Source organism: Pseudoalteromonas sp. Z1A2 (assembly GCF_011378755.1).
Lineage (GTDB): Bacteria > Pseudomonadota > Gammaproteobacteria > Enterobacterales > Alteromonadaceae > Pseudoalteromonas > Pseudoalteromonas distincta.
Genome location: NZ_WTKX01000005.1, coordinates 175,554 through 181,921, shown reverse-complemented (window position 1 = coordinate 181,921; position 6,368 = coordinate 175,554). Strand labels below are relative to the sequence as shown.

5 protein-coding genes and 1 pseudogene are annotated in these 6,368 nt (G+C 38.2%); 4 read left to right on the top strand and 2 right to left on the bottom strand.

All coding sequences use genetic code 11. The features are described 5' to 3' along the window. Positions 1-302: 302 nt before the first annotated feature. Positions 303-1,748, bottom strand: coding sequence for an exodeoxyribonuclease I (gene sbcB, locus GQR47_RS06250; RefSeq protein WP_154903754.1), 1,446 nt, complete (start codon positions 1,746-1,748; stop codon positions 303-305). Between the two features lie 297 nt (positions 1,749-2,045). Between sbcB and GQR47_RS06245 the strand changes: the two are divergent. From GQR47_RS06245 to GQR47_RS06235, 3 genes and pseudogenes are all read left to right on the top strand, one after another. After that, positions 2,046-2,772: pseudogene (locus tag GQR47_RS06245) on the top strand (alpha/beta hydrolase). A 188-nt stretch (positions 2,773-2,960) separates the two neighbouring features. Next, positions 2,961-3,365 carry a hypothetical protein gene (locus GQR47_RS06240; RefSeq protein WP_024596464.1) on the top strand — a complete coding sequence of 135 codons (405 nt, stop codon included), beginning with the start codon at positions 2,961-2,963 and terminating at the stop codon, positions 3,363-3,365. A 280-nt stretch (positions 3,366-3,645) separates the two neighbouring features. Continuing rightward, positions 3,646-4,896: a sodium:proton antiporter gene (locus tag GQR47_RS06235; RefSeq protein WP_154903755.1), complete on the top strand. Its 1,251-nt coding sequence runs from the start codon at positions 3,646-3,648 to the stop codon at positions 4,894-4,896. A gap of 267 nt (positions 4,897-5,163) precedes the next feature. Here GQR47_RS06235 and GQR47_RS20470 read toward each other — a convergent pair whose 3' ends face one another. Continuing rightward, positions 5,164-5,457 (bottom strand): hypothetical protein, encoded by a 294-nt coding sequence (locus GQR47_RS20470; protein WP_240915871.1) that lies wholly within the window; start codon positions 5,455-5,457, stop codon positions 5,164-5,166. A 468-nt stretch (positions 5,458-5,925) separates the two neighbouring features. Here GQR47_RS20470 and GQR47_RS06225 point away from each other — a divergent pair, with 468 nt between their 5' ends. Then, complete coding sequence (locus GQR47_RS06225) at positions 5,926-6,333, top strand: hypothetical protein (RefSeq protein ID WP_002963253.1); 408 nt, start codon at positions 5,926-5,928, stop codon at positions 6,331-6,333. The last annotated feature ends 35 nt before the right edge of the window (positions 6,334-6,368 follow it).

Below are 6,368 nucleotides of genomic sequence, written 5' to 3'. Positions count from 1 at the left end.
GTATTAAATACTAGACGCGAAGGCAAGCTCACTGACTTCGATGTGATAAATGATAGCTAATCATTTATCAATGAGAGATACAAGACGCGAAGCTTGCTTGCGTGACGGGCAAAGCCCGTAAAGTGATTTATTCACAAAGAGGTTTAGAGGCGCTGCGCTTTTAGAGGCAGTGATGGATCAAAAGATTATTGCTTTTATGTATTCTCATTTACTCCTCATGCGCTTCTCTTTGTGAATAGAGTTTTATTTAAGTAATTAAAAGCGGTGCTTTTCACGTGAGCAAGCTCTACGTCTACACCGAATTACATGCTTTGTGCGTAGTTATACAACGCCTTTAAAATTGTAAGATTTTTTTCGCTGTCGTCATGTTCATGCGCTAGGTTTTCAAGGGTGATCATAAAATCTTGCGCATTAATCGACGGTTGATCTTCTCCGTGCATTAACTTGTTTTGGCAATACTGGCGCCATTGGTCAAGCTCTTGCTGGTTTAGCGTTTCAGGCCAGTTACGGGCGCGGTATCTAAACAACAATGTATTAAACTTTTTATCTTCAAAGTCTAACTTCAACCCAGCCAATTCATCTGGTTTAGCATCGCGAATAATCGCAAATTTAGCTTTATCGGCATGGCTTGTAAAACCATCGTAAAGTAAGTAGTCAACGTTAGTAGTTGCGCTGTAATCGCCTTGCTCGTTAAACACTTCGGTTACTTTATCGCGAAGGTCGGTATTGGCTTTTAAAATAGCTAAGTTAGCTAAGCATTGCTCGCGGTCAATCCCAAGGCGGGCGGCGTTTTCAGGCAATAATGTTTTAGCTGGGGCTAAAATAGGGCACTTGTTTAAATGCACTAGTTTTAAGCCAACAGGTAATTCACCCTCGGCTAAATCTACACGTTTGGTGTATAAGCGTTTGCGTAACTCTTCTACGTTTAAATCAATGAGTACTTGTGGATTTTGGGTTAAATCAAAACAAATAACCGCGTTTTTATTTACCGGATGAAAGCTCATTGGTGCAACCCAGCTTGTACAGCCTTGTGTTGCAGGTATGCGCGATGTGGTATGCACCAGCGGCGTCATGTTAAATACATCAACCAATTCAGCAAGGGCTTTTTTATTACGCAGCCCAAAAAAGAAGTTATATAGCTTTGGCTGTTTTTCTTTTATTAGCTTAGCCAGTGCAATAGTGGCGGTTACATCGCTTAGCGCGTCATGCGCTGCAGCGTGTTCAATACCATTAGCTACGGTTAAATGCTCTAGCTTAAAGCTTGGGCTGCCGTCTTCTTTTAACGGCCATTCAATGCCTTCAGGGCGCAGCGCGTAACAAGCACGTACTAAATCAATAATATCCCAGCGGCTATTGTTATTTTTGTATTCACGCTCGTATGGGTCGTAAAAGTTACGGTAAAAGCTATAACGGCTTACTTCGTCATCAAACCGAATACTGTTATAACCGGCAACACAGGTGTTTGGCACGCTAAATTCGGCATGAATTTTTGCTATAAACTCAGCCTCAACCAAGCCTTTTTTCATCGCCACTTGTGGCGTAATACCCGTAATTAAACATGCCTCAGGGTGAGGCAAGTAATCCGCTTGCGGCTTACAATATTCAATAAGCGGCTCGCCAATTATATTTAAATCAAGATCGGTACGAATACCCGCAAATTGGCTCGGCTTATCCTTTTGAGGGCTCGCCCCCCAAGTCTCGTAGTCGTGCCAATAGATTGTTGCTTGATTTTGCTCTTGATATGCCATGCTGAAAACCCTGAGTAGTTAACTTAAAAGCGCTTAAATACGCGCCAAGTTACTAAAATAATGAATTATTTAGATTATGGCATATGGGCGAGGGAGTTTATAGGTTTGGGTGATAAATGAGGTTACGTATATTCCTAGTCGAAAGTAATTTTTTTACAATTTTAATCTGAGGTAAGATATGAAGTAAGAATATTCAAAAAGATACTTAAGGAAGATTGCATCTTTTGAGGTTTAGAGCATGGTGAAAGTTGCGTGATCAAATATTTGTTTCAAGTAATGGTGAAGTTTAATTAAATTATGACTTATAAAACAACAATACAAATCCTTTTCTTACTTTTATTATCTAATAATGCATTAGCTAAATTGACTGTCGTCAAAGTAAATGGCTTTGACGTTGAATACGAGCTAGGTGGTAAAGGTAAACATACTATTTTACTCGAAGCGGGTGGTTCTGCTGGTTTAAGTGATTGGGACCCGATTTTTGAATCACTTACCAAGCACGCTAAAGTTATACGGTATTCTCGTATTGGTAATGGCGGCTCTGCACAAATAAAGAAAAACTATAGCTCAGAAGAATATGCAGCTGAGGCTGTGTTATTACTTAAAACACTGAAAATAGAAGAGCCTGTTGTGTATGTTGCGCACTCTTATGGTGCTTATATTGCGCGCGATTGATTTGCCACGCGCTGAAAAAGAAATTGCAGCAATAAAGCTTGATGACATGAAAAATGGCATGTCGAATCAGTATTTAGATTTTTGGGCAAAGCGCCCGCTGCCTGATTATCCACAAATTGCTGATATACCCGTGACTGTTATCGCCTCAGTTAAAAAATATAAAAAGCCATCGGTATTATTTTTTACCGACAAAGCGCGTGAAATGTGGGGCGACTTACATTCAAAGTGGGCTAATGCCTTTCCTCAAGGTGAAATAGTTATAACAAATAAAAGTTATCACTACCCGCAAAAAGATGAGCCAGAAATGGTTGTAGCCCAAGTAGTTAAGTTGCTTGAACGCACTAAATAAGGTGTGGGTTTGGTTGCTGATTGTATAAATACCAATTGCCGTAAATTAGTAATTTGGCATTAGACTAAAGTCTATAAGTTAATTTTCTTCACTTATTAGGTTTGTTTTAATCGTTTGTAGGTTTTGTGTTAATTCTCTAAAGTTCAGTTGTCGGCAACAAGCACGGCTAACTTAACAGGACAATAATCATGAAAACTTTTATCAAAACTATCGCTCTTAGCTCACTACTTACATGTTCAGCTGCTGCAATGGCTGAGCAAAGTGATTACAAATTAATGGTTATTGAAACTGCAACAGCGCCACAGCCACTTGAGCAATCATTTAATAGCTGCGCACTGAATGTTAAGTCAAAAAATTACGCTGAGGCTGAAGCAATTTGTACTAAAGCAATTGCGCTTTTAAAAGACGCAGATGGCCCTAAATTTAAAGTACGCCAACTTACGTCATTCGCATTAAGCAACCGTGGTGTTGCACGTTTAAAAGCGAATAACGACACTGCAGGCCTTGCTGATTTATACGAAGCAAACCAAATGTCTACAAGTACAATGGTATCGCACAACTTAACTCGCGCTAAAGAAGAGCTTTCTTTATAAACACTTTATAAAGTGCTTACCAAAAGCATGTTATAAAATAGCGAGAGTAAAAAAGCCCATGTTAGGTTAATTCCTAACATGGGCTTTTTTGTTTTATTAAATGCGTAAGTTAATACCTTAAATACGTTAATAGAGTAGGGTGTGTATTTATAATTAATATTTTGGGTATGCTTGTTTAGGCTACACGAATATAATGCGAGATAACCGTATAAAAATAATAACCCTTCTGCTTTGCTTTTTTTGAGCAAGGCATCATCAAATAAATATTGAGATTTAAACCATGGCACCAGGAACCAGCCTAAGCGTACTTGAAATAAGTGCGATATTTTTATCAATTACCGCGTTACTCACCTATGTAAACCATCGCTTTATTGGCTTGCCAACAACCATTGGCGTTATGGTTATTTCGATGCTTTTATCTATCGGCGCTATATTTTTGGGCTTTTTAGGGTTTGATGATCTTATAGATTACGAAGTGAGCTTGCTCGATCAGTTAGATTTTACTGAAGTTTTGCTCGATGGCATGCTCTCTATGCTACTTTTTGCTGGGGCGCTACATGTAAATGTTAGCGATTTAAGGCGCTATAAGTTGCCAATAGGTATTTTGGCCTGTATGGGTACGTTGCTATCTACGGTTATTATTGCTGGTGCGCTTTATTTAGTACTTCCTTTGCTTGGTTTTGATTTAGCATTTATTTGGTGTTTATTGTTTGGCGCATTAATTTCGCCAACCGATCCGATTGCGGTAATGGGAATTTTACAATCTGCGGGTGCGCCTAAAAGTATTGAAACCGTGATTGCAGGTGAATCGTTGTTTAACGATGGTATTGGCGTGGTTATTTTTGTGCTTTTATTGGGTGTTTTATCAAGTGGTGATATTCCTACAACTTATTATGTAGCACACACGCTGGCGGTAGAAGCCGGTGGCGGTATTGTTTTTGGTTTGGTATTAGGTGGTATTTTATATTACTTACTTAAAAGTATTGATAGTTACCAAGAAGAAGTACTCCTTACTTTAGCGGGCGTTATTGGTGGCTATGCACTGGCAAGCCATTGGCATTTGTCGGGCCCACTTGCAATGGTAATGATGGGGTTAATGGTGGGTAATCATGGTCGCAGTATGGCTATGAGCGACAAAACACGCCATTACGTTGATTTATTTTGGGAGCTGATTGACGAAATTTTAAATGCCATTTTATTTGTACTCATAGGGCTTGAAGTCGTCATGATTGCATTTTCGAGTAATTTGTTTATTGCTGGTGGCTTAACAATTTTAATAGCGTTAATGGCACGTTTAATTGTTGTGGGTATAACAACCACTACATTTAATAAGCAATTAGAGTTGCCATCTGGTGCGTGGAAAGTTTTAACCTGGGGTGGCTTGCGTGGTGGTATTTCGGTTGCACTGGTATTGCAATTACCTGATGGGAACGAGCGCGATATTTTGTTGGCTCTTACTTATGCGGTTGTGGTGTTTTCTATTTTAATTCAGGGTTTGAGTATTGGTAAAGTAGCCAAAACTATCCGTTAAATATAAATCGGATAGATCAAACCTGTTAAATATAATTCTTTAAAAAGCGTGTGAAATAGCTGTATTTCACACGCTTTTTATTTTTCTTATAAGAAAAGGGCAATTAAAACGTAAAACTGAGCTGCACACCGCTGTAAATATGTTCTTGTGCTTCCCAGTAGTCGCCATCTATTTGGCGTGCTCGGGTAAATACTTCTATTTTAAATGGCTTAAAGTGATAACCCGCACCTATACCTGCGTAGCCGTCTATGTCGTTGTTCGATTTTTCTATTTGGTAGGTGTTGTCGCCCCTATCGTTTTTAAGGCAAGTTCGAACAGATCTAAGCCAAGCTCGGCGTATATAAAAAAGTCATTAAAATAACCAAGCTTCATGCCGTTGTCCCACGTTATAAATTCTTCTTGCTCGCCTTGTTTATTATCGATTACTGCCGCGCCAATTGCGCTTGTAAAAACAACACCAAAGTTACTGTAATTTTGCTTAACCATCATTTCTACACCCGCAGATGTAATGCTGCTATCGCCATTAAATTCTGATTTTATAAACATACCGGTGTTAGGCATGTCATTACCGAGCAAAAGCCTTGCGTTAACATTTTGGCTAAATGATAAAAGCGTGCTTAATAAAACAAAAAGAGAAAGTATGTGTTTCAAAAAAGTTAACCCATTAATGATGAAAAGTTACCAGAGCTGTAATTATAAATACATGACTTAGTATTGCATGTAATTAAATGTATAAATTTGTTTGATAGTTACTCAGCTATGCCAAAGTAAGGTGTTTAAAATAAAACCAACTAAAAAAAAGCATAAATAATTATATACATTTTAAAACGTAAAGTAGCGATTTTAGGTACGATTATTGGTGCGTAAGTTGTTTAAATATATAGAAAAAGTTTAAACGTATTAGACTAAGGTCTATAGGTTAATTTTCTTCACTTATTAGGTTTGTTTTAATCGTTTGTCGGGGTTGTGTTAATTCTCTAAAGTTCAGTTGTCGGCAACAAGTACGACTTAACTTACAGGAAATTAATCATGAAATTTACACTTATCAAAACTATCGCTCTTAGCTCACTATTAACATGTTCAGCTGCTGCAATGGCTGATCAAAGTGATTACAAATTAATGGTTATTGAAACTGCAACAGCGCCACAGCCACTTGAGCAATCATTTAATAGCTGCGCACTAAATGTTAAGTCAAAAAATTACGCTGAGGCGGAAGCAATTTGTACTAAAGCAATCGCACTTTTAAAAGACGCAGATGGCCCTAAATTTAAAGTACGCCAACTTACGTCATTTGCATTAAGCAACCGTGGTGTTGCACGTTTAAAAGCGCATAACGATACAGCTGCACTTGCTGATTTATACGAGGCATCAAAATTGTCTAACAGCTCAATGGTATCGCACAACTTAACTCGCGCTAAAGAAGAATTATCGTTATAAAAAACCTTTATAACGTGTTTTATAAAGCGCTTACT